Source organism: Streptomyces yongxingensis (genome assembly GCF_055597465.1).
Genome location: NZ_CM145717.1, coordinates 6,441,593 through 6,467,006, shown reverse-complemented (window position 1 = coordinate 6,467,006; position 25,414 = coordinate 6,441,593). Strand labels below are relative to the sequence as shown.

The following is a 25,414-nucleotide window of genomic DNA, read 5'->3' as shown; positions in this document are numbered from 1 at the left end:
CGAAACCGTCCCCGCAACCTTCCCGCCCCCTTCGCGTATCTTTTCGCACAGACCGCCCACACGATAAGGACCCTGGATGGACACGGCCGCAACCGCTCCGCCCGGCACCGGCGCCGAGGGGGCGACCGCCGTCATCAGGGGGCGTACCCGGCTTCTGGCGAGGGCAGGCGTACTGCGGCATCCGAAGGCCGATCCGTACTGGCTGGCCCTCGCCCTCTTCGCCGCCTTCACGGCGCTGTCGGTCTGCCGCTACCGCCGCATGGCCACCATGTCCTGGGACCTGGGCATCTTCGAGCAGGCGATACGGGCGTACGCGCACTTCCAGGCGCCCATAGCCGATCTCAAGGGCCCCGGCGCCAATATCCTCGGCGACCACTTCAGCCCCATAACGGCCCTGCTCGGCCCCGTCTACCGGCTCTTCCCCGGCCCGGTCACCCTGCTGGTCGCGCAGGCGGCGCTGTTCGCCGTCTCCGCCGTCCCCGTCACCCGCGTCGCCGCCCGGCTGCTGGGGCGCGGCCGGGGGCTCGCGATCGGCATCGCCTACGGGGTGTCCTGGGGCCTCCAGCGCGCCGTGGACTTCGACTTCCACGAGATCTGCTTCGCCGTTCCGCTCATCGCCTTCTCCCTGGAGGCGGTGATACGCAGGCGTTGGTACCCGGCGCTGCTGTGGGCCGCCCCGCTGGTCTTCGTCAAGGAGGACATGGGCGCCACGGTGGCCGCGATCGGCGCGGTCGTCTGGATCCGCGCCCGGCGCGACCCGGAGCGCGGCCCCCGCGCCGTCCCGCTCGCCGTCGCGCTGATGGGCTTCGGCGTCGCGGTCTCGGCGCTCGCGCTCGGCGTCGTCATCCCCGGCTTCAACGGCGCCGGCTCGTACGACTATTGGGACAAGGTCGGCAGCGGCGGTGAGCAGACCGGCACGATCCCGTTCGGCACCGCGCTGCGCACCCTGCTGTGGATCCTGCTGCCGACCACCGGTCTGCTGGCGCTGCGCTCCCCGCTGCTGCTGGCCGCCGTGCCCACCCTAGGCTGGCGCTTCCTCTCCCACGACGACCACTACTGGGGCACGGACTGGCACTACAGCGCGGTGCTGATGCCGGTCGTCCTGCTGGCCCTGGTGGACGCCCTGGACCGGGTCCGTGACACCCACCGGCCCTGGCTCGCCTCGTACGCCCGTCAACTGCCCGCGGCGGTGTGCGGCGCGGCCCTGGCGCTGTCGTCCTCCATGCCGCTGTACGGCCTCACCCAGGGCGCCACGTACGACAAGTCCCCGCAGACGCGGGCGGTGGAGCGGCTGCTGGACCGGATCCCGGACGGGGCGACGGTCGAGGCCAACGTCGGGCCGATAAGCCGGCTCACCAGCCGCTGCCGGGTGCTGTGGGTCGGCGCCACACAGGGCATTCGGCCGGACTACATAGCCCTGCAGGAGCCGCCGGAGCGCACCGAGCGGCAGGTGATCGAGTACGCCGGGCAGCTCCACCCGGGCAGCTCGTACACGCCCGTGGGCTCCACGTCCGGCTACTTCGTCCTCAAGCGGGGCTAGGGTCCTTCCGCGGCTCGCCGCAGGCGTCACGGTCCGCCGGACATCCCGTAGGCCCGGCCCGGGCTCCCGCGTCGGCTCAGCCCATGGGCTTCGGGGCGATCAGGGCGAACGGCGCCCCCTGCGGATCCTTCACCACCGACATCCGGCCCGCGACCATGTCGTACGGCGGGCGGAGGACCGTCCCGCCCTCGGCGGACACCTTGGCCGAAAGGCGGTCGGTGTCCTCGACGGCGAAGTAGACCAGCCAGTGCGGGGGCACCTCCGGCGGCATCCCCTCCCGCAGCGGCTGGAGCCCGCCGACCGTGCGCCCGTCGACGGAGAGCTCGAAATAGCCCTCGGCGCCCTCGCCCTCCACGGGGGTCGACTCCACGCCCAGCGCCTCCGCGTAGAAGGCCGAAGCCGCCTCCCGGTCGGTGGTGTTGAGCTCGTTCCAGATCAGCGTCCCCGGCTCGTTGACGAGGCCCGCGCCGGTGAAGCCGAGCGGCTGCCAGACGCCGAAGACCGCCCCCAGCGGGTCGGCCGCCACCAGCATCCGCCCGAGGTCCATCACATCCATGACCGGCATCAGCACGGTGCCGCCCGCCCGGCTGATGGACTCGGAGGTGGCCTGGGCGTCGGCGGAGCAGAAGTAGGTGGTCCAGACGGTCGGCGGCGGGGCCTCCTCGCCCACCGACCGCGCGGACATCACCCCCGCGACGGGCTTGCCCCTCAGGGAGCAGGTCGCATAGCCGCCGGTCTCCGGAGGGCCGACCTCTCCCTCCCAGCCGAACAGCCCGGAGTAGAAGTCCAGGGCGGCCTGTTGGTCGGGGACCATCAGATCGATCCAGCAGGGCGTTCCGGGCTGATAGTGCGTGACTTCGGGCATGGGGCCGCCTCCGTATCGCCACTTCCGGCCGTGTACGGCCGGTACGGGATGCCCCCATGGCCCATTCTCCTCCGGCGGGGCCGTCACGCCACTCGGCGCGGACCGCTACGCCGCGCACCGGTTCGTCGACGGGCCGTGAACGCGGCACAACGCCTTCCCGGCCGCGGCACGAAGCCGGGCGGCGGCCGGCCCGAAGGCCGACCGCCGCCCGGCGGTGGTGAGGAGAGGGTGCGTCAGGCGCTGCCGACGGCGCTTCCGGCCACCCACTGGCTCCAGTCCATGTTCCATCCGTTGAGGCCGTTGTCCGGCTGGACGGTCTTGTCCTTGGAGTTCTTCACGATGACGACGTCACCGACCTGGGAGTTGTCGTAGAACCAGGCGCCGTCCGTGTTGGGGTCGCCCGCGCCCTTGGTGTCCGACAGACCGACACAGCCGTGGCTGGTGTTGACGTTGCCGAAGATGGACTTGGCGCCCCAGTAGTTGCCGTGGATGAAGGTGCCCGAGGTGGACAGCCGCATGGCGTGGGGCACGTCCTTGATGTCGTACTCGCCCTTGCCGTCGTCGTCCGTGAAGCCGACCGTCGCACCGTTCATCCGGGTCTCCTTGAACTTCTCGGAGATCACCATCTGACCGTTGTAGGTCGTGTTCTCGGGGCTGCCGGCCGAGATCTTGATGGTCTTCAGCAGCTTGCCGTCGCGGACGACCTTCATCTCCTTGGTCGCGGCGTCGACCGTGGAGACCTGGGAGTGGCCGATCTTGAAGTTGACCGTCTTCTTCTGGACGCCCTTGACACCGGGCGACGCCTCGACGCCGTCCAGGTCCAGCTTCAGGGAGACGGTCGAGCCCGCCTTCCAGTAGTCCTTCGGGCGCAGGTCGAGCCGGTCGCCGCCGAACCAGTGGCCGACCACCTGCTGGCCGCTGCTGGAGGTGACCTTGATGTGGGACTCGACGTCCTTCTTGTTGGTCACCGCCTTGTCGAACCGGATGGACACCGGCATGCCCACGCCGACCGTGGAGCCGTCCTCCGGCGTGAAGTTGCCGATGAAGCTGTTGGAGGGCGAGACGGTGGTGAAGGACGAGTTCTCGGTCGCCTTACGGCCCTTGGAGTCCTCGGCGGACGCCCTGATCTTGTACTGGGTGGCGCGCTCCAGCTGCCCGCTCGGCTTCCAGGACGTCTTGTCGGGCGATATGGTCCCGGCCACGGTGTTGCCGGTCGCCGCGGACGTCATCGTGACGGAGGTGAGCTTGCCCCCACTCACCGTGACCTTGGTGTCACTGTTGATGCCCGCGTTCGTCGCACCGGCCTTCGGCGTGATCTTGATGTGGGCGTCCGACGCGTCCTTGGCCGCCGCCTCGTCGACCTGCGACTGCGACTTGTGCCCGTCGTTCTTGGCGTCGTCGCCGCCGCCATCCCCGCCGCACGCGGCGAGAGTGAGTACGCCGCCGAGCACGGCGGCCACGGCCACCAGCCCCTTACGGCGCTTGCCGTCCGTCATCACACGCTTCTCCATTTGACCTGGATCTTGATCTGGACCCCAGAAACCCCGGACCTGCCCGATAAGAACGCCTGTACCTTTTGGCCGGTTCCACGCACAGGAAAACTGTGCGCAAGGCCACTCGGCGAAGGCGCCAGTCAAGCGTAAGACCCGTCGGCACCCGGACCGGCACGGCTCAGCCGTCTTCGTCGCCCGGAATGCGGCCCTCCGGGCTCAATCGTCCTCGTCCAGGTCGGCGAAGGCCCCGGACCACTCGGCGGCGCGCGGATCGTAGTCGACGTGCTCGCTGCTCCAGGACGCCTGGGCCAGTTCGACCCCCGGCACCTCCTCCACCAGCTCGAACGGCTCGATCAGATAGGCCAGCGCCTCGGCCTCGTCCGACTCCACCATGCGGCGTGCGTGGCCCCGTTCCTCCGCGGCCATGGACGCATCGCCGTCGATCCGCTCGTACGTCGCGCGCCGCAGCCGGTCCGCATCGGTGATCTCGACCACGAGCTCCACACGAAGCCGGACGAATCGTGATGTCTCGGTACTCGTCATGCGACGGAGGTTAGGGGGCCGACCCGTCTCGCTTCCGCACGACCCGCAGTTGTCACTACGATCGGCGCACGGGGTCAATTTGCCGCAGCCTCAAGGAGGATGCCGTTGAACGCACGCCGACCGCTGCTGACCGCCGCCGCTGCCGGTTCGCTGCTGTGCGCCCTGTGGTTCGTCCCGTCCGCCAACGCCACGGTGGAGGACCCGGGATCGTCCTCGTCGTCCTCGTCGTCCTCGCGGACCTCCGAGAGCTCGCCCGGGTCCGGGCCCAGGACCGAGGCCGTGCCCGACGGGGATCTGGCCGACACCGGCAGTGTGGACGTCACCCCGTACCTCTTCGGCGGCACGGCCTTCCTGGGGCTGGGTGTGGCGATGGTGACCGCCTCCGTGCGGCGCACCCGCCCGGAGGCGTACTAGCCCCTTCGCCCGGAGGCGTGCCGGCCCCTGCGCTCGGGGGCGTGCCGGCCCCTGCGCTCGGAGGCGTGCCGGCCCCTGCGCTCGGAGGCGTGCCGGCCCCCGGCCCGGTTCAGTCCAGGGGGCCGGTCACCGACTCCACGGCCTCGATCAGCTCTCCGGATCGTACGAACGCGTCCGCCGCCGCCAAGTCGGGCGCCAGATAGCGGTCCTCGCCCGGCCCCTCGACGCCCGCCCGGCGCACCGCCGCCAGCACCGCCCGGCTCGCGGGCGCGGGCTCCAGACCCTGGCGCAGCTCGATGCCCCGGGTGGCGGCGACCAGTTCGACGGCCAGGACGCGGGCCAGGCTGTCCACCGCCGTGCGCAGCTTGCGCGCCGCCGACCAGCCCATCGAGACATGGTCCTCCTGCATGGCGGAGGACGGGATGGAGTCGACCGAGGCGGGCACCGCGAGCCGCTTCATCTCGCTCACCAGCGCGGCCTGGGTGTACTGGGCGATCATCAGCCCCGAGTCCACGCCCGGGTCGCCGGCCAGGAAGGGCGGCAGGCCGTGGGAGCGGTTCTTGTCCAGCAGCCGGTCGGTGCGGCGCTCGGCGATCGAGGCGAGGTCGGCGGCCGCGACGGCCAGGAAGTCCAGGACGTACGCGACGGGCGCGCCGTGGAAGTTGCCGTTGGACTCCACCCGGCCGTCCGGCAGCACCACGGGGTTGTCCACGGCGGAGGCCAGCTCGCGCTCGGCGACCAGCCGGGCGTGCGCGAGGGTGTCCCGGCCGGCGCCCGCGACCTGCGGGGCGCAGCGGATCGAGTACGCGTCCTGGACGCGCGGCGCATCGTCCTGGTGGTGCCCGGTGAGCCCCGAACCGGCCAGCACCCGCAGCATGTTGGCGGCGCTTGCGGCCTGCCCCGGGTGGGGGCGGATGGCGTGCAGCTCGGGCGCGAGGACGCGGTCGGTGCCGAGCAGCGCCTCCAGCGAGAGGGCGGCGGTCACGTCGGCGACGGTGAAGAGCCGGGCGAGGTCGGCGCAGGCCATGATCAGCATGCCGAGCATGCCGTCCGTGCCGTTGAGCAGCGCGAGCCCCTCCTTCTCGCGGAGCTCGACCGGCTCGATGCCGTGCTCGGCCAGCAGCTCGGCGGCGGGCCGCACCGTTGCGTCGGGCCCCTCGGCCTCGCCCTCGCCCATGAGCGCCAACGCGCAGTGGGACAGCGGTGCCAGGTCGCCGGAGCAGCCCAGCGAGCCGTACTCGTGCACGACGGGGGTGATCCCCGCGTTGAGGAGCGCGGCCATCGTCCGGACCACGACGGGCCGGACGCCGGTGCGGCCGGACGCGAGCGTCTTCAGCCGCAGGAACATCAGCGCCCGCACCACCTCGCGCTCCACCCGCGCGCCCATGCCGGCGGCGTGCGAGCGCACGATGTTGCGCTGGAGCTGGGCGCGCAGCTCGGGGCTGATGTGGCGCACGGCCAGCGCGCCGAAGCCGGTGGAGACCCCGTAGACGGGCTCGGGCTTGGCCGCGAGGTCGTCGATCACCTGCCGCGCCGCGGAGACGGCGTCGAGCGCCGCCTCGGAGATCTCGATCCGCGCGGTGCCGCGGGCTACGGCGATGACATCGTCGGCGGTCGTTCCGGACGTCCCCACCACCACAGTGTGCATATCCATATTCAGGCACCCTAGAGAGTGAATCCCCACCTGTCACCCCGCTACCCGCCCCTTCCGGGGCTCCGCCCCGGCCCCCCGCTCCTCAAACGCCGGAGAGGCTGGAATATGGGGGTCCGCCCGGGCCCCGGCGGTGTTGCCCCCGGCCCCAGCGGAGCTGAGCCCCTCAGCCCCGCGTGGCCAGGGACGAGAGGCCGTTTCAGCCCCTCCGGCGATCGAGGAGCGGGCTCCGGGACGGAGCGCCACGTCCCAGCCCCTCCGGCGATTGAGGAGCGGGCTCCGGGACGGAGCGCCACGTCCCAGCCCCTCCGGCGATTGAGGAGCGGGCTCCGGGACGGAGCGCCACGTCCCAGCCCCTCCGGCGATTGAGGAGCGGGCTCCGGGACGGAGCCCCGAGGGGGGCCGGGGGCCTGCCCCCGGTATCGGGAAGGGGCGGGGTGGGGAACGAAACGCGCCACGCCCGCGCGTAGGGGCTCAGGGGCACAGCCCCCAGCGGGACCCGGGGCGGAGCCCGGGGTGGGGGTCAGCGGCGGCCTCGGAAGCGGCGGCGTTCCGGGGGGCGGGCGGGAGACGTGTCGGCGAGGCGGATCACCGCGTCCTCCGCACCGCCGTCCCGGCCCGCCACAACCGGCTTCAGCGACCGGGCCGCCTTCGCCCGGTACTGGGCCGCGTCCGCCAGGCGGAAGAGGCGGCGGGCCGACGGCACCGGGCCGATCGGATCGCCCGTCGAGGCGATCCCGCAGGCCACCCCCTCGCCCAGCTCCAGCTCCGCCGCCCGCCGGCACAGCTCATCGGCCACCCGGACCACCTCGTCCGCCGGGGGCCCGACCCCCAGCAGGCAGAACTCATCGCCGCCCAGCCGGGCCACCAGCGCCCCGGGCAGCATCGCGCCGCATATGGACAGCAATGAGCCGAATCGTTCCAGCAGGCGATCGCCGACCGCGTGGCCGAGCGTGTCGTTCACCCGCTTGAGGCCGTTGAGGTCGCAGACCACCAGGCTCACCACCGTGCCGTCCGCGTGATACGCCTCCAGCGCCTCGTCCAGCCGTATGTCCACCGCCCGCCGGTTGCCGAGACCGGTCAGCGGATCGGTGAAGGCGAGGCGGCGGGCCTCCTCCAGGCGCTCGGTCTGGGCCAGCCCGGCGGCGGTCACCGAGGCCAGCACGGTCGCGAAGTCGGCGTCGTCGCGGTCGAAGACGGGCCGTCCGGCCGCCCGGGCCACATACAGCTCGCCCCACGCCCGCCCGTGCAGCACGACCGGGGCCACCACACAGCTTCCGCGGCCGCGCCGCCGCAGCGCGGCCACCCTCCCCCAGCTACCGCTGGGCGGGGTCGAGCCGGTGCCGGTGCCCACGCCCTCGGCCGTCTCGACCCAGGCGTGCGGCTCCCCACCCGCGGCCCAGTGCTCATGCAGGAATTCGGCGATCTCCGGGAAGTCGTGCACCGGGTACGACTCGTCCTCCGGCAGCCGCTCCTCGCCCGCCATCAGCTCGCCCACGTTGACCAGGACCCGCAGCCGCCCCCGCTCGCGCTCCCACATCGAGATCGCCGCGAAGCTGCCGTCGAGGGCGCGGCGGGCCGCCTCGGCCGCCGCGCCCACCGACTCCTGCGGGGTGTGCGCCGCCGCCATCTCCTGAGCGAGCCGCACGACGGCCCGCAATCGTCCGTCGACCCCGCCGGGCCGCCCGCCGATCTCCCCGTTGTCCGTCACGACGGCCTCGCATTCCTCACGGCCATGCATCGTTCGCTCTGCTCTCCAGCGTAAGAACGTCGAGAACAATCCGCTGCGGGCCGTTCACCCCGGGTATCCGAGCGAACGGTCACCCCCGGTGGCCGCTTCGCTCCCCCGGGCCGGGGCCACTCCCCGGATCCGGTCAACTTCCCCGGTCCGGGGTCGCTACTCCCCCGGTCGGGGTACTCCCCGGTCCTCGGTGCTCCGCCCGGTCCGGGTCCGTCACTCCCCCGGCCAGTTCGGCGGACGCTTCTCGTTGAACGCGGCCACGCCCTCCGCGCGGTCCCCGGAGAAGGCCACCGTCCGCCACGCCGCGTCCTCGACCTCCAGACCCGCCCGCAGATCCAGCCCCTGCCCCAGCCGCAACGCCTTCTTGGCGGCTCGCACGCCGACCGGGGAGTTCGCGGCGATGCCCCGGGCCAGCTCCAGCGCCTCGGCCCGGTCCTCGCCCTCCGCCGTCAGCCGGTCCACCAGGCCCAGCGCATGGGCCTCCGCGGCGGCCACCCGGCGCGCGGAGAAGATCAGCTCGGCGGCGCGCGCGGCGCCCACCCGGCGCGGCAGCAGTTGGGTGCCGCCGCCGCCCGGGATCACCCCGACCGACACCTCGGGCAGCCCCACCACGGCGGTGGGGTCGGCCACGATCACGTCACACGACAGGGCCAGCTCGAAGCCGCCGCCCAGCGCATAGCCGTGCACCGCCGCGATGGCGGGCATCGGCAGCTCCAGCACCCCGGTGTAGGCGGCGCGGGAGACCGGCCGGTGCCGCATCATCTCGGCGTCGGAGAGCGAGTTGCGCTCCTTGAGGTCCGCGCCCACGCAGAAGGCCCGCTCATGGGTCGAGGTCAGCACCACGGCCCGGACGTCACGGTCCCCGGACAGCGCCGCGCAGGCCGCCGCGATGGAGCGCGCCATCTCCGACGAGACGGCGTTCATGGCCTTGGGCCGGTCCAGCACCAGCTCGGCCACGAAGCCGTCCCTGCGGACCGCGACCCACTCCCCGTACCGCTGCTCACTCATCACGCACCCTCCCGGTTAACGACCGTGAACACACTGCCCGCGATCATTCCAGCTCCCCGGGGCGTGCGGAACCGGTGAGCCCCCGGACAGGCCCTAGCGGGCCCGCCGCCACCGGTTCAGGAAGCCCAGCAGGATCGACTGCTGCTTCTGCCCCTCCTCCCCCTGCCCCTCCGACTCCGGACCCGACCCCGGCCCCGTCGGGGCCTCAGCCGCGGACGCCGCGTCGGTCGCGAACGGCAGCGAGATCGGCGGGATGGGCGGCGGCGGAGGCGTCCCCGGCGACACCTCCTGCCGCCGGCCCGGCTGACCCGGGCCCGGCTGACCCTGCGGGCCCGGCTCCCCCGGCCGGGCGGCGGGCGGCGCACCGCGCCGACTCCCCGGCCTGGGAACGGGAGCGAACCGCACCGGCAGCGTGATCACCCCCCGTACGAAGATCCCGGACAGCCACTTCAGCTCCTCGATCTCCCCGGCGAGCGCGAGATCGGGGATCCGGTCCAGCAGCTTCTCCAGCGCGACGGAGGCGATCAGCCGGGCCGAGGACCGGCCGGGGCACGCGTGGGCGCCCGCGCCGAACGCCAGATGGGCCCGGTTGCCCTGCTTGTGCGGGGACCGCAGCAGGGCGTCCCGGTTGGTCGCCGCGAAGCTGATCATCACGGCGTCGCCCGCGCGCAGCCGCTTCCCGGCGAGGTTGGTGTCGTGGACCGGGAAGTAGAGCCCCATGTTGGCCAGCGGCGGGTCCGTCCACAGCACCTCGTCGAGGGCGTCCTCGACGAGCATGCTGCCGCCCATCAGATCGCCCGAGAACCGCTCGTCGGTGAGCAGCACCCGCAGGGCGTTGCCGATCAGTCCGGGCACCACCCCGGTCACCATCCCGATCAGCAGCAGAAGCTGCTCGACCAGCTCCTCGTCGCTCAGCCGCGCCGGATGGGCGATCAGCCAGGAGGTGATGTCCGCGCCCGGCTCGCGCCGCTTCAGGTCGATCAGCTCGCGCAGCGCCGCACCCGAGGTCCGGTCCCCGCCCGAGGGGTCCGAGCCGTCGATGAACGCCGCCACGCCCCGCAGCAGCCGGTCCATGATCTCCTGCGGGCAGCCGAAGAGCTGGTTCGTCACCATGATCGGGACCAGTGCGCAGTACGTCCCGATCAGCTCGGCCTCGCCCGCCTCGCAGAACTGGTCGATCAGCGAGTCGGCGATGCGCTCGACATAGTTCCGCAGGGCGCTGGAGTCGATCCTGCCGGTGGTGTCCTCGATGGCCCCGCGCAGCCGCCGGTGCTCCTCGCCGTCCACGAAGTCGACCTGCGGCCGGGGCCTGATGACCTGCGGGGCGTAGCTGGACTCCGGCAGCAGGCCCTCGTTCCTGGCCCGCCAGTGGCGGGGGTCCTTGGAGAAGGTCTCGGGGCGCCGCATGACCTCCAGCGCCGTGTCGTACCCCAGGCACAACATGGCCGGTACGCCTCTGTCCAGCTCCACCGGCGCGAGCGGCCCGTGGGCCTCGCGCAGCCGCCGGTAGACCGCGAAGGGGTCCGCACCGAACTCGGGCGCGTGGAGTGGTTCGACACCGGCCTCCCCGTGGGCGGGACAGCCCGGCGGAGGTAAGGCGCCCGGACGCTGAGCACTCGAATCGTAAAGCTGGGTCACACGTGCTCCTGGACACCGCCGGGCCCACCCCGCGGGCGGACGCGGACGGTGCTACTTCGACGACAGGACCTGGGATCCACCGAGTGGATCTTGCGGAGGTAGGCTAGCCCAACGGGCCCCGCCCCGCGCCCAGTTCAGTGATCCGGTCAGCGCCACCGGAACGATCCGGCCGCCCGCCCCGCACGGGTCACGCGCGACGGCTCAGCAGCCACGGCTCCACGACCCCGAGGCCACGCACCGGCCGCTGCCACATCGGCTGCAGCGCGAAGCGGTACGAGGGCGGCTCCTCGCCCTCCTTCTCCGCCGCGGCGGCCGCCTCCGCGGCCTCCGCCTCCGACACCGGGGCCTCCCCGGTGCGGCTCAGCTCCTCGGCGAACGCGCCGTCCACCAGGACCGCGTTCTTGGGGGCTATGGACGTCAGCCGGCTGGCCAGGTTCACCGTCGTGCCGAAGACATCGCCCATCCGCGTCGTGACCGTGCCGAACGCGATCCCGACCCGCAGCTCGGGCATCGTCTCGTCATGCGTCAGCGTCTCGATCAGGCGCAGCGCGATCTCGGCGGCGATGCCCGCGTCGTCGGCCGCGTAGAGCACCTCGTCGCCCAGCGTCTTGATCAGCCGCCCGCCGTGCGCCGCCACCAGGTCGGCGGCCGTGGTCTCGAACGCCTCGACCAGCTCGCCGAGCTCCTCCTCCTCCAGCCGCCGGGTCAGCCGGGTGAAGCTCACCAGGTCCGCGAAGCCGACCGCCAGCCGCCGGTCCACCATCTCCACGTCGTCCGCCGCCTGCACCACCCGGCCGGTCGCCGCCGCGAGCTGGCGCCGGTAGACGTAGACCAGGAACTCCTCCAGCTCCGGCAGCAACAGCTCGACCAGCGGATACGCGATCTCGGTCCGGGTCATCCCGGTCTCCTGGGGGTCGGTGAGCCCCTCCAGGAAGGAGTCGATCTGCCAGTCGGCGAGCCGGGCGGTGGTCTGGCCGGTGGACCGCGCCACCTGGATGGCCATCGGCTCGCTCAGCAGCCCGGCCTCGACCAGACCGGACAGCCGCCGCAGCGCCAGTACGTCGGCCTCGGTCAGCGCCTTGGCCTGGCCGATGTCGGCGAACCCCATGGCCCGCCAGAAGCGGGTGGCCAGCTCGACCGAGACGCCCGCGCTGCGGGCGGCCTGGAAGGGGGTGTAGCGCCGCTCGGCGCCGAGGATCAGCTGCTCCAGCCGGAGCGCGATGGGGTCCGGCTGGTCCTCGTCGGGGGGCTCCGCGGCGGCGCTCTCCCGCGCCCCGGTGTCCCGTACGGCCCCGTCGGGCGCGGCGGCGTCCAGCACCTCGCGCTCCTCGGCCGTGCCGGAACCCGCGTCGTCGGCGGTCACCGCCCGCCCCCTGTCCGATCCCTGCGCACTGCCCTTCCGTTCCCTCTTCCCGGCCCGGTCCCGAGCTCGCCCACAGCCGCCCCGAGCTGGACCGACCGCGACCACGATACGTCAGGTGTGCCGTAGCTCACTCTCCTAGGGGAGGGTCATTCCTCCCTCGGTACGGAGCGTAGATGCACGATGTCCCCGGCGGAGACCGGCTCCTGAACCCCGCCTTCCGTGGCCAGAACCAGACGCCCGTCGCCGTCGATCGCGACCGCCTCGCCGACGCGCTCCCGGCCGCCCGGAAGCTCGGCCCGCACCTGGCGCCCGAGGGTCGCACAGCCCGCCGCGTACGTCTCCTGGAGGCCGCTCGCCCCGGGGTCGCCCTCGAAGCGGCGCCACTCCCCGTACCACTCCGCGATCGAGCGCAGCACGGCCCGCAGCAGCGGATCGCGGTCGGTGGAGATCGCGTCCGCCAGGGCCAGCGACCCGGCGGTGGGAACGGGAAGTTCACCGGCGCGCAGCGAGACGTTCAGCCCCATGCCGATCACCACCGCGTCCCCGGCCCGCTCGGCGAGGATCCCGCCGAACTTCCGCTCCTCGCCCCCGACCGTCACCAGCAGGTCGTTCGGCCACTTCAGCGCGGTGTCCACGCCCGCCGTACGACTGAGCGCCCCTGCGGCCGCGACCCCGGCCAGCAGCGGCAGCCAGCCCCAGCGCTCCGTGGGAACGCCGGCGTCGCCGGGCCGTAGCAGGATGGAGAAGAAGAGCCCGGACCGGGCCGGGGCCGTCCAGGCGCGGTCGAGCCGGCCGCGCCCCGCGGTCTGCTCCTCGGCGATGAGCACCGCGCCCTCGGGGGCTCCGGCCCGGGCCCGGGTGACCAGATCCGTATTGGTCGAGCCGGTCGCCCGCACCACCTCGAGCTCGGTCCACAGCCCGCCGGGGCGCACCAGCCCCCGGCGCAGCGCGGCGGCGTTCAGCGGTGGCCGTTCCAGGTCGGACCAGCGTCCGTGCGCGTCACCCGGGCTCCCTGAGGTGTCAGAAGGCGTCATGGGGGCCAGCCTAGGGTCAGGAGGTGTGGCCAACGACGCAGTGCCACCAAGCGGTGCCGCCGATACGCTACGTGCCGGTAGCCCAGCCAGCGCAAAGCCGCCGAACGGTCCGGAACTCCCGAAGTCCGGAACCCCCGAAACCCGACAGGCCCCGTCTGATCACGATCACCACCCGTACGACCCCGTCCCCCGCCTTCCCCCGATCCTGAAGACCCCGCCGTATCCACCCCCAGGACGAGCAGGAGCCGCATCCCGATGTCCACCGAGCCGGAGACCGCCCCCGAGATTCCAGACCGTCACACCACCGCGGGGAAGCTCGCGGACCTGCAGCGCCGCATCGAAGAAGCGACCCACGCCGGGTCCGCGCGCGCGGTGGAGAAGCAGCACGCCAAGGGCAAGCTGACCGCACGCGAACGCATCGACCTCCTCCTGGACGAGGGGTCCTTCACCGAGCTCGACGAGTTCGCCCGGCACCGCTCGACCAACTTCGGCATCGACCAGAACCGGCCCTACGGCGACGGGGTCGTCACCGGTTACGGCACGGTCGACGGCCGCCCGGTGGCCGTCTTCTCCCAGGACTTCACGGTCTTCGGCGGGGCACTCGGGGAGGTGTTCGGCGAGAAGATCGTCAAGGTCATGGACTTCGCGCTGAAGACCGGCTGCCCGGTCGTCGGCATCAACGACTCCGGCGGCGCCCGCATCCAGGAGGGTGTGGTCTCCCTCGGCATGTACGGCGAGATCTTCCGCCGCAACACCCACGCCTCCGGGGTGATCCCGCAGATCAGCCTGGTCGTGGGCCCCTGCGCGGGCGGAGCGGTCTACTCCCCGGCGATCACCGACTTCACGGTGATGGTCGACCAGACCTCCCACATGTTCATCACCGGCCCCGACGTGATCAAAACGGTCACCGGTGAGGACGTCGGCTTCGAGGCGCTGGGCGGCGCCCGGACCCACAACACCACCTCCGGTGTCGCGCACTACATGGCCGGGGACGAGAAGGACGGCATCGAGTACGTCAAGGCCCTGCTGTCCTACCTCCCCTCCAACAACCTCTCCCAGCCCCCCGCCTTCCCCGACGAGGCCGATCTGGAGGTCTCGGACGAGGACCGGGAGATGGACACCCTCATCCCCGACTCGGCGAACCAGCCGTACGACGTGCACAAGGCCATCGAGCACGTGCTGGACGACAACGAGTTCATGGAGACGCAGGCGCTCTTCGCGCCCAACATCATCACCGGCTTCGGCCGGGTCGAGGGCCACCCGGTGGGCATCGTGGCCAACCAGCCGATGCAGTTCGCCGGCTGCCTGGACATCAACGCCTCCGAGAAGGCCGCACGCTTCGTACGCACCTGCGACGCGTTCAACGTGCCCGTCCTGACCTTCGTGGACGTGCCCGGCTTCCTGCCCGGCACCGACCAGGAGTACAACGGCATCATCCGGCGCGGCGCCAAGCTGATCTTCGCCTACGCGGAGGCCACCGTCCCGCTGATCACGGTCATCACCCGCAAGGCGTTCGGCGGCGCGTACGACGTGATGGGCTCCAAGCACCTGGGCGCGGACCTCAACCTGGCCTGGCCGACGGCGCAGATCGCGGTCATGGGCGCCCAGGGCGCGGTCAACATCCTCCACCGGCGCACCATCGCCGCCTCCGACGACCCGGAGACCACCCGCACCGAGCTGATCGCGGACTACGAGGACACCCTGCTGAATCCGTATATCGCCGCCGAGCGGGGGTATGTGGATGCTGTGATCATGCCCTCCGAGACCCGTCGCCACATCGTCCGCGGGCTGCGGACCCTGCGGAACAAGCGCGAAGCGCTGCCCCCGAAGAAGCACGGCAACATCCCCCTCTAGCCCCCTAGCGAAGGGCTGTTTCCATGATCCGTATTGTCCGGGGCAACCCGACCCCCGAGGAGTTGGCCGCCGCTCTGGCGGTGGTGCAAGCACGCGCGGCAGCCGCCATGGCCGCCGCGCAGACCGAGGACGATCCGGAGGAGTGGTCCGACCCGGCCCGCACCGTCCCCAGCCACCGGGTGCCGCACCCGGGCCCCAAGGCGTGGCGCACCACCTACTGGCCCGCCTGAGCGGCCCGCGGCGGGCCGAATGGCAGCTTCGCGCCGGGGCGCCTGAGTACGCGTACTCAGGCGCCCCGGCGTCTGTTGGCCTCAGGATCGGATTCATGCTGTGGTCCGAGCCGCCCGATGAGCCGCCCGAGGAACTGCGGCGGGCCGAGGCCATGCTCCGCCGCGCCCGCACCGTCCTGACGGTCTCCGTGCTGCTGGCGATGTGCATCCTCGGCATGTGGCCCTAGCGGACGGCCCCGGCGGACGGCCCTGGCCCGCGGCCCCGTAGCAGGTGGCTCCATAGCGGGTGGCCCTGGCCCGCGGCCCTGCTCCGGGAGCGGCTTACCCTGGTGCGCATGACTGCGCAGCGCACTCTCGTCCTCGCGTCCGCCTCGCCCGCCCGGCTCGGGCTGCTGCGGCAGGCCGGACTGGCGCCGAAGGTGATCGTCAGCGGGGTGGACGAGGACGCGCTCAGCGCCGAGACCCCCGCCGAGCTGGCCCGGGTGCTGGCCGAGGCGAAGGCCACCGCCGTGGCCGGGCTTCCGGAGACGGCCGGCTCCCTCGTCGTCGGCTGCGACTCGGTGCTGGAGCTCGACGGTCAGGCGCTCGGCAAGCCGGCGGACGCCGAGGAGGCCACCGCCCGCTGGAAGTCGATGCGCGGCCGGGCCGGGGTGCTGCGCACCGGGCACTGCGTGATCGACACGGCCGACGGCCGCCGCACCTCGGCCACCGCGTCCACCACCGTCCGCTTCGGCGAGCCGACGGACGAGGAGATCGCGGCGTACGTCGCCAGCGGCGAACCGCTGCACGTGGCGGGCGCGTTCACGCTCGACGGCCGTTCGGCGCCGTTCATCGACGGCATCGAGGGCGACTCCGGAAACGTGATCGGGCTGTCCCTGCCGCTGTTCCGCCGACTGCTCGCCGAACTGGACGTGCGGATCACGGATCTCTGGAACGACTAGGGAATTCCGGCTGGGCGTTTCCCTGGACTTCTCTTTGGCCTTTCCCTGGATCTTCCCCGGATCAGGCCGGGCTGGGGGCGTCGTGGCCACCGCCCGCGGGCTCGGCGGAGGGCTCTGCGGGCGGCTCCGCCTCGTACCCCAGCAGGCTCAGCACGATCAGCCCCAGCACCACCATCAGGAACGCGAACGCCGCCCAGCCCACCAGGCCGACCGAGAACGCGCCCAACAGCCCGTGCACCACCGCACAGGTGATGAGCAGGATGCGGGCCAGGCGGCCGGGGGCACGGTCGCGCACGGCGGTGCGCAGCAGCACCACCCCGCACACCAGCAGATAGAGGCCGAAGAGGCCGCCCGCGACCCAGGTGCCGATCGACATCGCGTCGGTGTCGAGGCCGCCCATGGACATCTGCTGACGGTCCACGACCAGGCCGAGGATCCAGTTCAGCAGCGCTATGCCGACCGCCTCGACCATCAGCGTCACCGCCGCCACCGCGGCCACTGGTCTGCGCGCCACCGCGATCCCCTCCACTCTGTCAGTGGCGAAGCACGCTACTAACGGGTAAGCGTCGCGACAAGAGGTGCGGACGTGCTGAACGCCGTGGCAAAGTTTCCGCCCGGCATTCGTAGGGTCTCCACAAAGAAACGTGAAGCGCCGCAGCACGGCGCGCCGGAGACCTTGCCCACATCGCGGACCGCGCCATGGCCCCGAAAACCGGGCGTACCGTGGAGCGACGGGGGATCCGGACGTTCGTCCAACGCGAGGTTCACGCTCCGTGTGGTCAAGCTCACGCCCGGGGTCTTCTCGGCGCGAGGTGTCGCCTGTACCTAAACTCGGCTTGTTTCAAGGAGGGAGCCATCGTGCGCAAGGTGCTCATCGCCAACCGTGGCGAGATCGCTGTCCGTGTTGCCCGTGCCTGCCGGGATGCCGGTATCGCGAGCGTAGCCGTCTACGCCGATCCGGACCGGGACGCTGTGCATGTGCGCGCGGCCGATGAAGCCTATGCGCTGGGCGGTGACACCCCGGCGGCCAGCTATCTCGACCAGGCCAAGGTCCTGGCCGCGGCCGCCGAATCCGGCGCCGACGCCGTCCACCCCGGCTACGGATTCCTCTCCGAGAACGCCGAGTTCGCCCAGGCCGTCCTCGACGCGGGCCTGACCTGGATCGGCCCCCCGCCGCACGCCATCCGCGACCTGGGCGACAAGGTCGCCGCCCGCCACATCGCCCAGCGCGCCGGAGCCCCGCTGGTCGCCGGCACCCCCGACCCCGTCTCCGGGGCGGAGGAGGTCGTGGCCTTCGCCGAACAGCACGGCCTGCCCATCGCCATCAAGGCCGCCTTCGGCGGCGGCGGCCGCGGCCTGAAGGTCGCCCGCACCATGGAAGAAGTCCCCGAGCTCTACGACTCCGCCGTCCGCGAGGCCGTGGCCGCCTTCGGCCGCGGCGAATGCTTCGTCGAGCGCTACCTCGACAAGCCCCGCCACGTCGAGACCCAGTGCCTGGCCGACACCCACGGCAACGTCGTCGTGGTCTCCACCCGCGACTGCTCCCTCCAGCGCCGCCACCAAAAACTCGTCGAAGAAGCCCCCGCCCCCTTCCTGACCGAAGAGCAGAACGCCCAGCTCTACACCGCCTCCAAGGCCATCCTCAAGGAGGCCGGATACGTCGGCGCGGGCACGGTCGAGTTCCTCGTCGGCAACGACGGCACCATCTCCTTCCTCGAGGTCAACACCCGTCTCCAGGTGGAGCACCCGGTCACCGAAGAGGTCACCGGCATCGACCTCGTCCGCGAGATGTTCCGCATCGCGGACGGCGAGGCCATCGGCTACGACGATCCGCCGATGCGCGGCCACTCCTTCGAGTTCCGGATCAACGGTGAGGACCCGGGCCGCAACTTCCTGCCCGCCCCGGGCACGGTGACCTCCTTCGTGCCGCCCGCCGGCCCCGGTGTCCGGCTGGACGCGGGCGTGGAGTCGGGCAGCGTCATCGGCCCGGCGTGGGACTCACTGCTGGCCAAGCTGATCGTCACCGGCGCCACCCGGCGGCAGGCCCTGGAGCGGGCGGCCCGCGCCCTGGCCGAGTTCCAGGTCGAGGGCATGGCCACCGCGATCCCGTTCCACCAGGCGGTGGTGACGGACCCGGCGTTCACCAGCGAGCCGTTCACCATCCACACCCGCTGGATCGAGACCGAGTTCAACAACACCATCGCCCCGTTCACCCCGACCGGCGCGGACGAGGCCGAGGAGCCCACCGCCCGCGAGACGGTCGTGGTCGAGGTCGGCGGCAAGCGGCTGGAGGTCTCGCTGCCCGCCTCCCTGGGCGTGGCCACCGCCCCCGCGGGCGGCTCGAAGAAGCCCAAGCGCAAGGCGGTCAAGAAGTCCGGCTCCGCCGCCTCCGGCGACGCCCTGGCCTCCCCGATGCAGGGCACCATCGTCAAGGTGGCCGTGGCCGAGGGCGACACGGTGGCCGAGGGCGACCTCGTCGTGGTCCTGGAGGCCATGAAGATGGAACAGCCCATCAACGCCCACCGCGCGGGCACCGTCAAGGGCCTGGCCGCCGAGGTCGGCGCGTCCCTCACCTCGGGCGCGGTCATCTGCGAGATCAAGGACTGACCCGCCCCACCGGACACCCGCCACGGCGGGCCCGGCCGGTCACCTCTGGACACTGTGGGTGAATCCGCCCCGCTGGACCTCATCCGGCGGGGCGGAGTGCTGCGAAGGGTGAGACGCGGGTGCGGGCGAGGGGTGGCCGGTGAGCCGGTGAAGTGGTGTCGCAGCCGTGACCCGGCGGGGCCGCGCAGCGGGATCCGCACAGGCCGAACGCCTGGACGCGGCAAACGGCGCCCTCGGCACCGGCCCGGTGACCGTGGCGGCGGCGCCCGGCGGTCGGTGTGCTGCTCGATACGGGCCCGCCGGGGAATTGCGGGCAGGCACCCCACGACAGGTACCCCACGAGCTTCCGTAGCGGGTCCCCGGGCCCGTCAGCGGTGGAGGGCCTCACGCAGGGCGCGTACCTGGTCGGCGAGGTTGCGTTCGCTGATGCGGGCCTGGGGGAACAGGAGGTCGAAGCCGTGGACGGCGCCGGGTACTTGGACCAGTTCGGTGGTGACGCCGGCGGCGGACAGGCGTGCGGCGTAGTCGAGGCCCTCGTCGCGGAGCGGGTCGATCTCCGCCACAGCGATGTAGGTGGGCGGCAGTCCGCTGAGGTCGGCGGCGCGGCTCGGGAAGGCGTACGGGTCGGCGTGGCTGTCCTTCGCGTAGTACCGCACGGCCAGTTCCAGAGCGCCTCGGTTGAGGACCGGGGTGTCGGTGAACTCCCGCGCCGAGGCGGTGGTCAGGCTGCCGTCCACGCCCGGGTAGGTCAGCGACTGGAAGAGCAGGCGCGGGCCTGCCTGGTCGCGGGCGCGCAGCGCGGTGGAGGCGGCGATGTTCCCGCCGGCACTGCCGCCGGCCACCGCGATGCGTGCGGGGTCGCCGCCGAGTTCGGCAGGGTTGGCGGCGATCCAGGTCAGAGCGGCGTAGGCGTCGTCGGCCGCGGCCGGGTAGGGGTGTTCGGGGGCGAGGCGGTAGTCGACCGAGACGACGACGGCCCGGACGTCGCGGGCGTAGCGCAGCGAGCGCCCCTCCTCGGCCTCGGGGGATCCGTAGGTGTAGGCGCCGCCGTGCACGTAGAGGATCATCGGCAGGTCTTCGGAGGTGTCGGGCCGGTAGACGCGCAGCCGCAGTTGTCCTCCGGGGCCGGGTATGTCCAGGTCCCGCACCGTGACCTGGTCGTCGACGGGGGTGCCGGGGCGTGTGCGCAGGGGTGCGTAGCGCTGGGGGTCGGCGAGGACTTCGTCGAGGCCGTAGACGGGGAAGACGCCGGTGTCGGCGGTGTCGAGCAGGGTCTGGATCTCGGGATCGACGGCGGGGACGGACATGGCTGATGGCCACCTTCCGGGTGGTGGACCGGGCGCTGCCCGGCCCAGGTGTGCGGAACTGACCTCAGTCTCTGCCGGTCACGAGCGGCGCAGAAGTGGCCCGAGGGCCACTATCTGCAACTATTGGGCCATGACCGTTTCGATACCTCACCAGGTGGCCGTTCTGGCCCTCGCGCCGGTGGTGGCCTTCGACCTCAGCATCCCGGCCCAGATGCTGGCCGCGGTCGAAACCCGCGCCGGACACGCGGCCTACGAGGTGCGCACCCTCACCCCGGACGGCTCCCCGGTGCCGACGGTGAGCGGGTACGGCATCACGCCCCAGGGCGACCTGTCCCTGCTGGAGCACGCCGACACGGTGATCGTCGCGGGGACCCGCTGCCCGGACGTGGTCGAGAACGGCACGGTGGACCCCCGTGTCGCGGAGGCGTTGCGTGCGGCCCGGCAGCGCGCCCGGCTGGTGTCCCTGTGCACCGGCTCGTTCATCCTCGCCGCCGCCGGCCTGCTGGAGGGCGGCCGGGCTGCGACCCACTGGCGCTACGCCCAGCAGTTCCGGCGGCTCTTCCCCACGGTCGACCTCGACATCCACCCGCTGTACGTCGCCGATCGCGGGATCCTGACCTCGGCCGGCGGCGCGGCGGCCATCGACCTGTGCCTGCACCTGGTCCGGGAGGACCACGGCAGCTCCGTGGCGAACCGGGTGGCGCGGTACAACGTCGTCGCGCCCATGCGGGACGGCGGGCAGGCGCAATACATCGAGCACCCGGTCCGGGAGGACGCGGAGGCGTCGACGGCCGGGGCGCGGACGCTGATGACAGAACACCTGGACCGGCGGCTGTCCCTCGAGGACCTCGCGGCGCACTGCCACATGAGCGTACGGACGTTCACCAGGCGGTTCCGGCAGGAGACCGGGCTCTCCCCCGCCGCGTGGCTCACCTCCGCCCGCCTGAGGCACGCGCGCCACCTGCTGGAGTCGACCGAGCTGTCCGTGGACGACATCGCCGCCAGGGCCGGTCTGGGAAGCGGTACGAACCTGCGGAAGCGCATGCGGGAAGCCCTGGACACCACCCCCTCCGCCTACCGCAGGGCATTCCGCTCCTCCTCCGCCGCGCACGCCCCGGAGCCGGCGCGGACCACGTGATGCCGCTCGGTGCCGGGCGACCGCGAGCCGTCCGCTTTCCGCACGGGCCGCCGGCCTCGGCGGACTGCCGCCTGCCTCCGTTGCCGTGGCGGCGGTCGACCCGCCGCGCGACGGAGAGCGCGGCCGGCCGAGCGCCTCGGCCGGCCGGGGTCACCGCCGAGCTGGTCCGGTCAGAAGTCGTACGGCTTCTCGGTGCTCCAGTTCAGCACGTCGGCCTCGTTCCAGCTGAACCGCGGCTTCTCGCCCTTCATGACGACGGAGTAGTAGGGGTTCTGGTGGCCGTCCGCGCCGCGCAGCGCGATGGCGAGCGACTGCGCCGTCTGGTGCTGCGAGCCGTAGTCGAAGAGGTTCACCGCGCTGTACACCTTGCCGCCGGGCCGGAGCGTGATGCGCTTGTCGCCGCCGGGGTTGTCCTTCTTCGAGTGCGGCAGTACGGCGTCGTCGTCGCCGAGCTTCACGGCCGGGTAGGAGGTGACCCAGCACGGCTTGGTGCCCTCGTTCGACGCGGTGACCAGCAGGTGGTCGCCCTGCTGCCCGGCGAACCGGTGCACCGCGGTGACCAGCAGCTCGTCGCCGCTGCACTGCTGGGCACCGATCGTTGTCGTCTTGCTCTCGACCTGCTCCGCGCCGCCCTTGCCGTCCCCGTCGGACGCGGACCGGCTCTGCGCGGTACCGGCGGCGTTGTCGCCGTCCGCCGCCTTCGAGTCGCCGTCGGCGCCGCCGCAGGCGGTCAGGCCCAGCGCCAGCGCGGCGGTGACGGCGGCCAGGGCGGCGGCGGTCAGCACCGCGCCGAACACCGCCGGACACCGCCCGACCCGCGTACGGTCCGGCCGGCTCAGCGGCCGCGCACCACGTCCTGGGGGAACGTCAGCTGACCGTTCATCCACCGCAGGGCCGTGGGCAGTTCGCGGCGCCAGGTGCGGAAGTTGTGGCTGCCCCGGTCCAGGATGATCGACTGCGCGCTCATCGGCGGCCGGACCGCGGCCAGGAACTCGCGGGTGGCACCGTAGTCGGGCTCGCCCCGGCGGCTGGAGGCCACCAGCACCGACACCTGCGGCTGGGGCAGATGGCCCAGCCGCCACAGCACATCGTGCTCCCGCTTCCTGCGCTCACCCGCCGGGCCCCGGCCGAAGAGGTCGCCGGTGGTGGGGTCGTTGACCACGCGGTAGTCGGGCGACAGGGCCGCGGCCGCGCTGTAGACGCGGGGGTGACGCAGGGTCAGCTGAAGGGCGCAGGTGCCGCCCGAGGAGTAGCCCAGCACACCCCAGGCGCTGGGGTCATGGCCGATCCGGTAGTGCGCCCGCAGCGCCTCGGGCAGGTCCCGGGCGAAGTACGTCTCGGCCTGGGGGCCGCCGGGGACGTCCACACACTCGGTGTCGCGGGGCGGGGCGATGGTGGGCCGCACCATCACGATGACCGCCGGCTGCAGCGCCCCGGTGCGGATCAGCCCGCCCGCCGTCTGGGGCAGCCGCAGATGCTGGGCCAGCAGGAAGGACCCGCCGGGGTAGCCGCTGATCGCCACGATCACGGGGAAGCGCTGCCGGGCGTACTGGCGCTGGAAGTACTGCGGCGGCAGATAGACATACGCCGGGTTGGCCGCCTGGCTGCGGCGGCCCAGGATCCGCACCGACTCGACCTTGCCCGCCTTGTCGGGCGGCCCGCTCGGCAGTCCGTGCACCGTGTTCAGCCCCTGCGGCGGGGCGGGCCGCACCAGACCGCCCGGCTCCCCGGCCGGCCCCGCGGCGCCGCCCTGCACATGGGACAGGGCCGCCGGTGCCGCATCGTCCTCGCCCAGCAGTTCGGCCCAGGACCCGTAGAACTGGAAGGTGCTGTTCACCGCGAGGGCCAGGGCGGCCACGATCGCGCACTGGGTCACGGCGAGGGCGGCCAGCCGGCCCGCCCAGGCCCGTACCCCCCGGCCCGCGAAGCGCGGCCACAGCCAGAGCGTCAGCCCCGCGCACGCCACGGCGAGGGCGATCATCACATACTCGAGTGATCGACTGGTCAGTCCCATTGTTCTTCCACTCCGGCGCACCGCAACGCACGGTGCCGTCGCCCTGTTTGATGCCGTTTCGCGGTACCCGCGTTGCCTGGCCAGGGCGTGCCTCCGGTCACGAAATGGCATGCTTGACTCACGGGCAGCCACGGCAGGGAGGACCGCGATGGCGATCGAGACAGCCACGGCGCAGACGCCACCGCGCCCCATGCGCGCCGACGCGCGCCGCAACTACGAGCGGCTGCTGGCCGAGGCGCGCACGGCCTTCACCCAGCACGGTACCGACGCTTCGCTGGAGGACATCGCACGCCGCGCGGGCGTCGGCATCGGCACGCTCTATCGCCACTTCCCCAACCGCACCGCGCTGATGGGCGCGGTCTTCCAGGGCGAGATATGCGCCCTGCTGGAGCGGTCGCGGGAGCTGGCCCAGGCGCCGCGGCCGTGTCAGGCGCTGATCGACTGGCTGCGCGCCATCGTGGACCACGCGAGCACCTACCGCGGACTCTCCCAGGCCCTGATGGCGTGCTCGGGCGACGAGACCTCGGAGCTGTCCCGCGGCTGCGGTCTGCCGCTGCGCGAGGCGGGCAGCGAACTGCTCGCCCGCGCCCAGCAGAGCGGTGCCGTACGGCCCGATGTGGTCATCGCCGATCTGATGCAGCTCACGAACGCGATCGCACTGGCCGTGGAGCAGTCGCCGGACGACCCGGAGTTGGCCGATCGGCTGCTGGCGCTGGCCTTCACCGGCCTCAAGGCCCGCTGACATCCGCCGGCGACCCTCGCTACGGGGTGTCCGGCGAATCCTTCCCCTCCCCACCAGCGGCTTAGCCCCTGGACCCCGGGGCCTGGGGCGGAGCCCCACCACGCGGCGGAGCCGCGTATCGATGCTGCGGGAAGGGACGGGGAGGGGAACAGCCCACCGCAGGCGCCACGGTCCGTCGGACACCCCCTAGCGGCGGCGCGGCGCCAGGTCCGCCACCCGCCCCGGCTGCTGCTCCGCCAGCGGCACCGCGGTGCGCAGCTGGGCGGAGCCGGGCCCGCCCGGGGGGTGGGGGTGGTTGCGGCGCGGCCCCGGCAGCGGCAGGCCCTCCTCGCCGCCGCCGCGGCCCTGGGACGGGCCCAGCCGCCCCGACTGCCGCCCCGCCGAACCGCCGCCCTCACCGCCCCCGGCCGGGCCGGACCCCACGCCCGGCCCGGCCACGGCGATCTGAACCCCCTGGTCCGCGAGGGCCTGGAGCTCGGTCAGGGCACGGTCGTCATGGGCGGGCGGCTCATCGGTCACCAGTCGTGTGATCACATCGGTGGGCACCGTCTGGAACATGGTGTCGGTGCCCAGCTTCGTATGGTCGGCGAGCACGACCACCTCCGCCGCCGCCTGGACCAGCGCCCGGTCGACGCTGGCCGAGAGCATGTTGGAGGTGGACAGGCCGCGCTCGGCGGTCAGCCCGCTGCCGGACAGGAAGGCGCGCGAGACCCGCAGCCCCTGGAGGGACTGCTCGGCGCCGCTGCCGACCAGGGCGTAGTTGGAGCCGCGCAGGGTGCCGCCGGTCATCACGACCTCGACCCGGTTGGCATGCGCCAACGCCTGTGCGACCAGCAGGGAATTGGTGACCACGGTCAGCCCCGGAACCCGCGCGAGCCGGCGGGCCAGCTCCTGGGTGGTGGTTCCGGCGCCGACGACGACGGCCTCGCCCTCCTCGACGAAACCGGCCGCGAGATCGGCGATGGCCGTCTTCTCCGCGGTCGCTAGATGGGATTTCTGCGGGAAGCCGGACTCCCTGGTGAATCCGCCCGGCAGCACCGCACCGCCGTGCCGGCGGTCGAGCAGTCCTTCTGCCTCCAGCGCCCGCACATCACGCCGTACGGTCACTTCGGAGGTCTGGACGACGCGGGCGAGCTCCCGGAGCGACACCGCTCCGTTCGCCCGCACCATTTCAAGGATCAATTGGCGACGTTCTGCAGCGAACACGAAACTGACAGTAACGCCAACGACCGTCTGTTTTCAGCAGCTTGCACCAATTAGCAGAAGTTGTACTTCTGTGAGGGCACGAAGT

At 72.5% G+C, this 25,414-nt stretch carries 23 protein-coding genes; 9 read left to right on the top strand and 14 right to left on the bottom strand.

Annotation, left to right across the window (positions count from 1 at the left end):
• Nucleotides 1-76: 76 nt before the first annotated feature.
• The gene (locus tag ACZ6TD_RS27965) at nt 77-1,540 is read left to right on the top strand and encodes a DUF2079 domain-containing protein (RefSeq protein WP_471342553.1); all 1,464 of its coding nucleotides are present in this window, start codon (nt 77-79) and stop codon (nt 1,538-1,540) included.
• Nucleotides 1,541-1,616: 76 nt separating this feature from the next.
• Here ACZ6TD_RS27965 and ACZ6TD_RS27960 read toward each other — a convergent pair whose 3' ends face one another.
• From ACZ6TD_RS27960 to ACZ6TD_RS27950, 3 genes are all read right to left on the bottom strand, one after another.
• Nucleotides 1,617-2,405 carry a VOC family protein gene (locus tag ACZ6TD_RS27960; RefSeq protein ID WP_471342550.1) on the bottom strand — a complete coding sequence of 263 codons (789 nt, stop codon included), beginning with the start codon at nt 2,403-2,405 and terminating at the stop codon, nt 1,617-1,619.
• 233 nt (nt 2,406-2,638) lie between these two features.
• Nucleotides 2,639-3,916: a L,D-transpeptidase gene (locus tag ACZ6TD_RS27955; protein WP_471342547.1), complete on the bottom strand. Its 1,278-nt coding sequence runs from the start codon at nt 3,914-3,916 to the stop codon at nt 2,639-2,641.
• A 198-nt stretch (nt 3,917-4,114) separates the two neighbouring features.
• Nucleotides 4,115-4,441, bottom strand: coding sequence for a hypothetical protein (locus ACZ6TD_RS27950; protein WP_471342545.1), 327 nt, complete (start codon nt 4,439-4,441; stop codon nt 4,115-4,117).
• 99 nt (nt 4,442-4,540) lie between these two features.
• Here ACZ6TD_RS27950 and ACZ6TD_RS27945 point away from each other — a divergent pair, with 99 nt between their 5' ends.
• Complete coding sequence (locus ACZ6TD_RS27945; RefSeq protein ID WP_471342542.1) at nt 4,541-4,855, top strand: hypothetical protein; 315 nt, start codon at nt 4,541-4,543, stop codon at nt 4,853-4,855.
• A gap of 109 nt (nt 4,856-4,964) precedes the next feature.
• On the opposite strand, the gene hutH is transcribed toward ACZ6TD_RS27945, so the two are convergent.
• From hutH to ACZ6TD_RS27915, 6 genes are all read right to left on the bottom strand, one after another.
• Nucleotides 4,965-6,503, bottom strand: coding sequence for a histidine ammonia-lyase (hutH, locus tag ACZ6TD_RS27940; protein ID WP_471358098.1), 1,539 nt, complete (start codon nt 6,501-6,503; stop codon nt 4,965-4,967).
• Between the two features lie 526 nt (nt 6,504-7,029).
• Entirely contained in the window at nt 7,030-8,136 is a 1,107-nt protein-coding gene (locus ACZ6TD_RS27935) for a GGDEF domain-containing protein (RefSeq protein WP_471358094.1), read from the bottom strand.
• A 324-nt stretch (nt 8,137-8,460) separates the two neighbouring features.
• Nucleotides 8,461-9,255, bottom strand: coding sequence for an enoyl-CoA hydratase/isomerase family protein (locus ACZ6TD_RS27930; RefSeq protein ID WP_471342539.1), 795 nt, complete (start codon nt 9,253-9,255; stop codon nt 8,461-8,463).
• 93 nt (nt 9,256-9,348) lie between these two features.
• The gene (locus ACZ6TD_RS27925) at nt 9,349-10,893 is read right to left on the bottom strand and encodes a cytochrome P450 family protein (protein ID WP_471342536.1); all 1,545 of its coding nucleotides are present in this window, start codon (nt 10,891-10,893) and stop codon (nt 9,349-9,351) included.
• A 187-nt stretch (nt 10,894-11,080) separates the two neighbouring features.
• Entirely contained in the window at nt 11,081-12,256 is a 1,176-nt protein-coding gene (locus ACZ6TD_RS27920; protein WP_470012498.1) for an adenylate/guanylate cyclase domain-containing protein, read from the bottom strand.
• Nucleotides 12,257-12,402: 146 nt separating this feature from the next.
• Nucleotides 12,403-13,290 (bottom strand): biotin--[acetyl-CoA-carboxylase] ligase, encoded by an 888-nt coding sequence (locus ACZ6TD_RS27915; protein ID WP_471342533.1) that lies wholly within the window; start codon nt 13,288-13,290, stop codon nt 12,403-12,405.
• Between the two features lie 255 nt (nt 13,291-13,545).
• On the opposite strand from ACZ6TD_RS27915, the gene ACZ6TD_RS27910 reads away from it, so the two are divergent.
• The 4 genes from ACZ6TD_RS27910 (at nt 13,546) to ACZ6TD_RS27895 (ending at nt 16,315) form a co-directional block, all read left to right on the top strand.
• Nucleotides 13,546-15,144: an acyl-CoA carboxylase subunit beta gene (locus ACZ6TD_RS27910; RefSeq protein ID WP_471342531.1), complete on the top strand. Its 1,599-nt coding sequence runs from the start codon at nt 13,546-13,548 to the stop codon at nt 15,142-15,144.
• 23 nt (nt 15,145-15,167) lie between these two features.
• The gene (locus ACZ6TD_RS27905; protein WP_413809031.1) at nt 15,168-15,374 is read left to right on the top strand and encodes an acyl-CoA carboxylase epsilon subunit; all 207 of its coding nucleotides are present in this window, start codon (nt 15,168-15,170) and stop codon (nt 15,372-15,374) included.
• A gap of 95 nt (nt 15,375-15,469) precedes the next feature.
• Nucleotides 15,470-15,601: a morphogenic membrane protein MmpB gene (gene mmpB / locus ACZ6TD_RS27900; RefSeq protein WP_020870724.1), complete on the top strand. Its 132-nt coding sequence runs from the start codon at nt 15,470-15,472 to the stop codon at nt 15,599-15,601.
• A gap of 108 nt (nt 15,602-15,709) precedes the next feature.
• On the top strand, nt 15,710-16,315 hold the full coding sequence (locus ACZ6TD_RS27895) for a Maf family protein (protein ID WP_471342530.1): 606 nt from the start codon (nt 15,710-15,712) through the stop codon (nt 16,313-16,315).
• A 61-nt stretch (nt 16,316-16,376) separates the two neighbouring features.
• Here ACZ6TD_RS27895 and ACZ6TD_RS27890 read toward each other — a convergent pair whose 3' ends face one another.
• Nucleotides 16,377-16,829: a hypothetical protein gene (locus ACZ6TD_RS27890; protein WP_471342528.1), complete on the bottom strand. Its 453-nt coding sequence runs from the start codon at nt 16,827-16,829 to the stop codon at nt 16,377-16,379.
• A gap of 344 nt (nt 16,830-17,173) precedes the next feature.
• Here ACZ6TD_RS27890 and ACZ6TD_RS27885 point away from each other — a divergent pair, with 344 nt between their 5' ends.
• On the top strand, nt 17,174-18,922 hold the full coding sequence (locus tag ACZ6TD_RS27885; RefSeq protein WP_471342526.1) for an acetyl/propionyl/methylcrotonyl-CoA carboxylase subunit alpha: 1,749 nt from the start codon (nt 17,174-17,176) through the stop codon (nt 18,920-18,922).
• Between the two features lie 368 nt (nt 18,923-19,290).
• Here the strand turns inward: ACZ6TD_RS27885 and ACZ6TD_RS27880 are convergent, their stop codons facing one another.
• Nucleotides 19,291-20,229 carry an alpha/beta hydrolase gene (locus ACZ6TD_RS27880; protein WP_471342524.1) on the bottom strand — a complete coding sequence of 313 codons (939 nt, stop codon included), beginning with the start codon at nt 20,227-20,229 and terminating at the stop codon, nt 19,291-19,293.
• A gap of 130 nt (nt 20,230-20,359) precedes the next feature.
• On the opposite strand from ACZ6TD_RS27880, the gene ACZ6TD_RS27875 reads away from it, so the two are divergent.
• On the top strand, nt 20,360-21,367 hold the full coding sequence (locus tag ACZ6TD_RS27875; RefSeq protein WP_471342522.1) for a GlxA family transcriptional regulator: 1,008 nt from the start codon (nt 20,360-20,362) through the stop codon (nt 21,365-21,367).
• Nucleotides 21,368-21,537: 170 nt separating this feature from the next.
• On the opposite strand, the gene ACZ6TD_RS27870 is transcribed toward ACZ6TD_RS27875, so the two are convergent.
• The gene (locus tag ACZ6TD_RS27870; protein ID WP_471342521.1) at nt 21,538-22,164 is read right to left on the bottom strand and encodes a DUF4232 domain-containing protein; all 627 of its coding nucleotides are present in this window, start codon (nt 22,162-22,164) and stop codon (nt 21,538-21,540) included.
• Between the two features lie 38 nt (nt 22,165-22,202).
• Entirely contained in the window at nt 22,203-23,381 is a 1,179-nt protein-coding gene (locus ACZ6TD_RS27865) for an alpha/beta hydrolase (RefSeq protein ID WP_471342519.1), read from the bottom strand.
• A 148-nt stretch (nt 23,382-23,529) separates the two neighbouring features.
• Here ACZ6TD_RS27865 and ACZ6TD_RS27860 point away from each other — a divergent pair, with 148 nt between their 5' ends.
• A complete protein-coding gene (locus ACZ6TD_RS27860; protein WP_471342517.1) occupies nt 23,530-24,123 on the top strand; it encodes a TetR/AcrR family transcriptional regulator in 594 nt (197 codons plus the stop codon).
• A gap of 186 nt (nt 24,124-24,309) precedes the next feature.
• Here ACZ6TD_RS27860 and ACZ6TD_RS27855 read toward each other — a convergent pair whose 3' ends face one another.
• The gene (locus ACZ6TD_RS27855; protein ID WP_471358090.1) at nt 24,310-25,293 is read right to left on the bottom strand and encodes a DeoR/GlpR family DNA-binding transcription regulator; all 984 of its coding nucleotides are present in this window, start codon (nt 25,291-25,293) and stop codon (nt 24,310-24,312) included.
• Between the last annotated feature and the right edge of the window lie 121 nt (nt 25,294-25,414).

Coding starts and splice junctions, on each gene's coding strand:
- ACZ6TD_RS27965 (WP_471342553.1), top strand. CDS start 77: ATGGACACGGCCGCAACCGCTCCGCCCGGCACCGGCGCCGAGGGGGCG.
- ACZ6TD_RS27960 (WP_471342550.1), bottom strand. CDS start 2,405: ATGCCCGAAGTCACGCACTATCAGCCCGGAACGCCCTGCTGGATCGAT.
- ACZ6TD_RS27955 (WP_471342547.1), bottom strand. CDS start 3,916: ATGGAGAAGCGTGTGATGACGGACGGCAAGCGCCGTAAGGGGCTGGTG.
- ACZ6TD_RS27950 (WP_471342545.1), bottom strand. CDS start 4,441: ATGACGAGTACCGAGACATCACGATTCGTCCGGCTTCGTGTGGAGCTC.
- ACZ6TD_RS27945 (WP_471342542.1), top strand. CDS start 4,541: ATGCCGTTGAACGCACGCCGACCGCTGCTGACCGCCGCCGCTGCCGGT.
- hutH (WP_471358098.1), bottom strand. CDS start 6,503: ATGCACACTGTGGTGGTGGGGACGTCCGGAACGACCGCCGACGATGTC.
- ACZ6TD_RS27935 (WP_471358094.1), bottom strand. CDS start 8,136: ATGGCGGCGGCGCACACCCCGCAGGAGTCGGTGGGCGCGGCGGCCGAG.
- ACZ6TD_RS27930 (WP_471342539.1), bottom strand. CDS start 9,255: ATGAGTGAGCAGCGGTACGGGGAGTGGGTCGCGGTCCGCAGGGACGGC.
- ACZ6TD_RS27915 (WP_471342533.1), bottom strand. CDS start 13,290: ATGACGCCTTCTGACACCTCAGGGAGCCCGGGTGACGCGCACGGACGC.
- ACZ6TD_RS27910 (WP_471342531.1), top strand. CDS start 13,546: ATGTCCACCGAGCCGGAGACCGCCCCCGAGATTCCAGACCGTCACACC.
- ACZ6TD_RS27905 (WP_413809031.1), top strand. CDS start 15,168: ATGATCCGTATTGTCCGGGGCAACCCGACCCCCGAGGAGTTGGCCGCC.
- mmpB (WP_020870724.1), top strand. CDS start 15,470: ATGCTGTGGTCCGAGCCGCCCGATGAGCCGCCCGAGGAACTGCGGCGG.
- ACZ6TD_RS27895 (WP_471342530.1), top strand. CDS start 15,710: ATGACTGCGCAGCGCACTCTCGTCCTCGCGTCCGCCTCGCCCGCCCGG.
- ACZ6TD_RS27880 (WP_471342524.1), bottom strand. CDS start 20,229: ATGTCCGTCCCCGCCGTCGATCCCGAGATCCAGACCCTGCTCGACACC.
- ACZ6TD_RS27875 (WP_471342522.1), top strand. CDS start 20,360: ATGACCGTTTCGATACCTCACCAGGTGGCCGTTCTGGCCCTCGCGCCG.
- ACZ6TD_RS27865 (WP_471342519.1), bottom strand. CDS start 23,381: ATGGGACTGACCAGTCGATCACTCGAGTATGTGATGATCGCCCTCGCC.
- ACZ6TD_RS27860 (WP_471342517.1), top strand. CDS start 23,530: ATGGCGATCGAGACAGCCACGGCGCAGACGCCACCGCGCCCCATGCGC.
- ACZ6TD_RS27855 (WP_471358090.1), bottom strand. CDS start 25,293: ATGGTGCGGGCGAACGGAGCGGTGTCGCTCCGGGAGCTCGCCCGCGTC.